A 4606-nucleotide genomic window follows, 5' to 3' on the forward strand; every position below is an offset into this window, starting at 1 on the left:
CCCGCCTTCGCCTGCTTCTTCAGGCCGAGGATGGACTGGCCGCACTCGGTGAACGCCGGTGCGTCCTTCGCGCCCGGGGCCTTCGCCACCTGCTGCGCCGCGCTCACCTGCTGCTTCTTCGCCAGCTTGGGCATGATGCCCCGGAACACGCGCCACTCCATGGTCAGGTCCCGCGTGCCCTGCCCGGAGTCCACGTAGAAGGCGTTCTCCCCCACCGGGAAGGCCAGCCGGTCCGCCTCGTCCTCGACGGAGATGGAGTAATCACCGTTGCCGAGCGAGAACTGATCCCGCTGCGAGGGGTCCCCTCCGAGGCCCCGATTCGTGCCCCAGTCCAGCTGCCGGCCGGGCTGCGCCAGCGTCTTGTTCACGGACTTGGTGATGCGGATGATCCACAGCTTGCTCTTCGTCGGCGTCTCCCGCTTGCCGATGACCATGTAGCGGTGCCAGTAGCCGGCGATCTTCGAGCCGCCGAACTCCTGCTTCCACTCGGTCTCCAGGACGAGGCTGCCCCGGTCCTCGCGGTAGGGCAGGTGCGCGTCCGTGAAGTACTCACGGACCGACGGCCACAGCTCCTCCAGCGGCAGGTCGTAGATGGCCTCGTAGTCCGGCGTCTCCAGGTCCTGCCGCCCGGCACAGCCCCCCACCGCCAGCCCCACCAGCATCACCAGCGACAGCCAGACTCCTGCACGCATCCACGTCCTCCCGCGGGAAATCCCGCGCATGGGCCGTCAACGCCGTGGCGAGCCCGCCATATCGAACCCCGTCCCCCTTTACGGGTAGAGGCGCCGGGCGAGCTGCTGGAAGGCCCGGCCGCTCTCGTCCGTCAGCGGATGCCGGCCGTCCCGGACCAGGAGCCGGCCCCCCACCGCCACGTCACGCACCGCGCCTCCCGCCGCACCGAAGACGATGCCGGGCAGGAGCGACGCGGGGCTCGCGCCCACCAGCGACGGGTGGTTCACGTCCACCGTGAAGAAGTCCGCGGGCGCCCCCGGAGAGAGCGTGCCCGTGCCCATCCCCAGGCTCCGCGCGCCCTGCACCGTGGCCATGTCGAAGAGCCGCGCCGCCAGCCCGTCCAGCGTCCCCGTCCCCGGGTCCAGCACCGCCCGGCGCAGCCGCACCAGCCGCAGGTGCTGCTCCAACTGCCGCGCCTCGTCCAGCAGGTCCACCACCGTCTGGCTGTCCGAGCCGAAGCTCACGCGCGCCCCGGCCTTCACCAGCGCGTCCGCCGGCACGATGCCGTCGCCCAGGTTGCGCTCCGTGGACGGGCACGCGCACACCGTGGCCTGCGCGCGGCCCAGCAGCGTCACCTCCGCGTCCGTCAGGTGCACGCCGTGCACCGCCGTGAAGCGCGGCCCCAGGAGGCCCACGTCCGCCACCAGCTCCACCGGACGGCGGCCGTGCTCCGCGAGGCACGCCTCGATCTCCTTGGGCTGCTCCGCCACGTGCATGTGGATGGGCATGCTCGCGGGCGCCGTGCGGGCCACCTGCGTCAGCCAGTCCTTCGACACCGCGCGCACGCTGTGCGGCGCCAGCCCCACGCTCACTCGCGCGTCCGCGCGCACCGCGTGCGACAGCGCCTCCGTGGTGGCCAGGAACGCGTCCACGTCCGCGTCGATGAAGCGGCGCTGGCGCGGGTTGGCGGGCACGTTGAAGCCCGCGCGCGCGTAGCCCACCCGCAGCAGGCAGATGCGCAGCCCCACGTCCGTGGCCGCGCGGATGACCGCGTGCGCCAGCGCGTTGCGGTCCGCGTAGGGCGTCCCGTCCGGCTGGTGGTGCAGGTAGTGGAACTCGCCCACCGTGGTGATGCCCGCGAGCACCATCTCCAGGAACACCTGCCGGGAGGCGACGTGGAGTTCCTCCGGCGTGAGCGCCTCCGCGGCGCGGTACATCGCCTCGCGCCAGGACCAGAAGTCGTCCTGCCCGCCGGCCGACGCCACGTATTCGGTGCGCCCGCGGATGAGCCGCTGGAACGCGTGCGAGTGGCCGTTGACCAGCCCCGGCAGCAGCGCCCGCCCCGCCAGCCGCTCCACGCGCGCCCCTTCGGGCACCGCGCCGAGCACTCGGCCCTCCGCGCCCACCGCCAGCGCACGGCCTTCGTGGAAACGCCCGTCCACGAACAGGAAGTCGGGTTGGTAGACAGTGGTGTCGCTCACGCGCGGCAGCGTATGCCAGTTCGCCGCGACGCGCGGTAGCGGCTTCAGGCGCCCATTTCAGCCACGTCCATGAAGGGCACGCGGCGCTCCGCCCAGGGACGGGTGCGCACCGCGTCGCGGATCCACGTGCCGTGGCGCCGCTCGTCCTCGCGGTGCTGCCGGATGAGGACCTTCACCTCCGGGGTCCACTCGAACTGGAGCGCCAGCTCATAGGCCCGGTCGAACAGCTCCTCGTTGCCGAGCATGGCCCACAGCGTGGCCTCCGTCCCCATCAGCCCCGTCATGGCCGTCAGGCCCTTCATCGCGGAGCCCTTCAGGTCCGGGCGCAGCGTCACCGGCCCGCCCCCGAAGTGGCGGATGAGCGTGTTCAGGTCCTGCACGTGGCGCAGGTGGTCCGCGCGGAAGCTGTTGAGGCGCTCGCGCACCAGGGCCGGCCCGATGCGGGCGATGGCCACGTCGTACGCACCCACGGCGTCGGCATCGAGCTGGGCCAGGCTGTGCAGGCGATCCACTTCGGACTTGTTGGCCATGGGGTGCCTCCTCCAACCGGGAAGGTGAATGCTCGGGCCCGAACAATCTGGGGATTCATCCCCCCGGAACCAACCACCCTCCCCAGAGCCATCCCTCCTTCGAACCCAGGGCGGGCGGACGGCCGGGGGCCATCGCGTGGCTGTGGCCGAAAAATCAGGCGCCGGGTCCGCGCGAGGAGCGCCTGCCTCCCTGCCCGCCCACCAACCCGTGTGAGGAATTGCGCGCCCGCTCTCCTGTGCAGAGCGTTGGAGGGTGAAGACCTCCGACCCCCAGAAGCGTCTGCGCCGCTACCGGACGAAGCGCGACTTCCAGCTCACGCCCGAGCCGTCCCCGGAGGTGGTGGCCCCGAAGTCGAGCGCTCCCGTCTTCGTCATCCACAAGCACGACGCCACCCGGCTGCACTACGACCTGCGGCTGGAGATTGGCGGCGTCCTGGTGAGCTGGGCCATCCCCAAGGGCCCCAGCCACGACCCCACGGTGAAGCGGCTCGCGGTCCAGACGGAGGACCACCCGCGCTCCTACGCGGACTTCGAGGGGCACATCCCGGATGAGCAGTACGGCGGCGGGGATTCGCTGCTCTGGGAGTCCGGCACCTTCGAGGTCGTGCCCCCCGGCGACGCCCAGGCGCAGCTGAAGCGCGGGCACCTGGAGGTCCTGCTGCACGGCGCGAAGCTCAAGGGGCGCTGGCACCTCATCCGCACGCGTCCGCGCGGCGGCAAGGCGCAGTGGCTCTTCTTCAAGGCGAAGGATGCGTACGCCAAGGCCGGCTACGACGTCACGGTGGAGCGCCCCGAGTCCGTGAAGAGCGGCCAGGTGGAGACGCACGGCCCGCGCAAGCCGGGGGTGCTGCGCCACAAGCAGCCCGCCGCGCCCGTGCGCGCGGTGCCCGGGGCCCGGGCCAGAAGACCGCGCGCAAGCCCTCGAAGGTGGCCCGTCCACCGTCTTCGCCGGAGAAGCTGCTGGAGCGCGTGTGGCCGCCCATGCTGGCGCGGCTGGCGGTGTCCGACGAGGTGCACGACGAGACGCACGCCTACGAGGTGAAGTACGACGGCTTCCGCGCCGTGTGCGCCGTCACCCACGACAAGCTCGCGTTCCAGAGCCGCCGGGGCAACGACCTGTCCGGCCGCTTCGCCCGGCTCGCCGCCGCGCTGCGCGAGCTGCCCGCGAAGGACGTCGTCGTGGACGGGGAGATCGTCGCGCTCGACGAGAAGGGCCGCTCGCGCTTCCAGATTCTCCAGAACACGGAGGAGGGCGCGGAGCAGCGCTTCATCGTGTTCGACCTGCTGTGGCTGGACGGCGAGGACCTGCGCGAGCTTCCCTACGAGGAGCGCCGGGCGCGGCTGGAGGAGCTGATGGCCTCCGTGAAGCTGCCGCTGCAGCTCTCCGACAAGCTGGACCTGACGCTGTCGCGCGCGCTGCTGGAGGCGCGGCGCAAGGGCTGGGAGGGCATCATCGCCAAGCGCAAGGACGCGCCCTACACGGGCACGCGCTCCGGGGACTGGCTGAAGCTGAAGGTGGTCGCGGGCCAGGAGGTCGTCATCCTGGGGTACCTGCCCATCAAGAACGAGCGGGCGAAGTCGGAGATTGGCGCGCTGCGCGTGGGCGTGCGCGGCAGGGACGGCTTCCACGACGTGGGCAAGGTGGGCACGGGCTACACGTCACAGGACCGCCGCGAGCTGCGCTGGCTGCTGGACGCCACGCGCGTGAAGAAGCCGTCCGCCGTGGATGCGCCCACGAACACGGACACCGTCTGGGTGAAGCCGAAGTACGTGGCCCAGGTGAACTTCACGGAGTGGACGAAGGACGGCCGCCTGCGCCACCCCGTGTTCCAGGGGCTGCGCAGCGACAAGGTGCCCAAGGAGGTCGTGCGGGAACACCCGGCCCCCATCGAGGGCGCCGCGCGCCGGGGCTCGCGCCGCGTG

Annotated in this window: 4 protein-coding genes and 1 pseudogene; 2 read left to right on the forward strand and 3 right to left on the reverse strand. The window is 71.8% G+C overall.

Features of this window, described 5'->3' with window-relative positions; translation table 11 throughout:
• From ACLEQD_RS37505 to ACLEQD_RS37515, 3 genes and pseudogenes are all read right to left on the reverse strand, one after another.
• Positions 1 to 692 (reverse strand): annotated as a pseudogene (locus ACLEQD_RS37505) (hypothetical protein); the annotation flags it as partial.
• A gap of 78 nt (positions 693 to 770) precedes the next feature.
• Positions 771 to 2153 carry a formimidoylglutamate deiminase gene (gene hutF / locus ACLEQD_RS37510; RefSeq protein WP_410390671.1) on the reverse strand — a complete coding sequence of 461 codons (1383 nt, stop codon included), beginning with the start codon at positions 2151 to 2153 and terminating at the stop codon, positions 771 to 773.
• 44 nt (positions 2154 to 2197) lie between these two features.
• Positions 2198 to 2683 (reverse strand): ferritin-like domain-containing protein, encoded by a 486-nt coding sequence (locus ACLEQD_RS37515; protein WP_410390672.1) that lies wholly within the window; start codon positions 2681 to 2683, stop codon positions 2198 to 2200.
• 253 nt (positions 2684 to 2936) lie between these two features.
• On the opposite strand from ACLEQD_RS37515, the gene ACLEQD_RS37520 reads away from it, so the two are divergent.
• Both ACLEQD_RS37520 and ligD read left to right on the forward strand, forming a co-directional pair.
• The gene (locus tag ACLEQD_RS37520; RefSeq protein WP_410390673.1) at positions 2937 to 3725 is read left to right on the forward strand and encodes a DNA polymerase ligase N-terminal domain-containing protein; all 789 of its coding nucleotides are present in this window, start codon (positions 2937 to 2939) and stop codon (positions 3723 to 3725) included.
• Positions 3665 to 4606, forward strand: a 942-nt coding sequence (ligD, locus tag ACLEQD_RS37525; RefSeq protein WP_410390674.1) for a non-homologous end-joining DNA ligase, incomplete at its 3' end; no start/stop codon positions are given. The genes ACLEQD_RS37520 and ligD, both read left to right, overlap by 61 nt.

Origin of the sequence: Corallococcus sp. 4LFB (assembly GCF_046520365.1) — a bacterium.
GTDB classification, from domain to species: Bacteria; Myxococcota; Myxococcia; order Myxococcales; family Myxococcaceae; genus Corallococcus; species Corallococcus caeni.

Bases quoted from the DNA above. Each gene is read 5' to 3' on its own strand.
- ACLEQD_RS37515 (WP_410390672.1), bottom strand. From the start codon at position 2,683: ATGGCCAACAAGTCCGAAGTGGATCGCCTGCACAGCCTGGCCCAGCTC.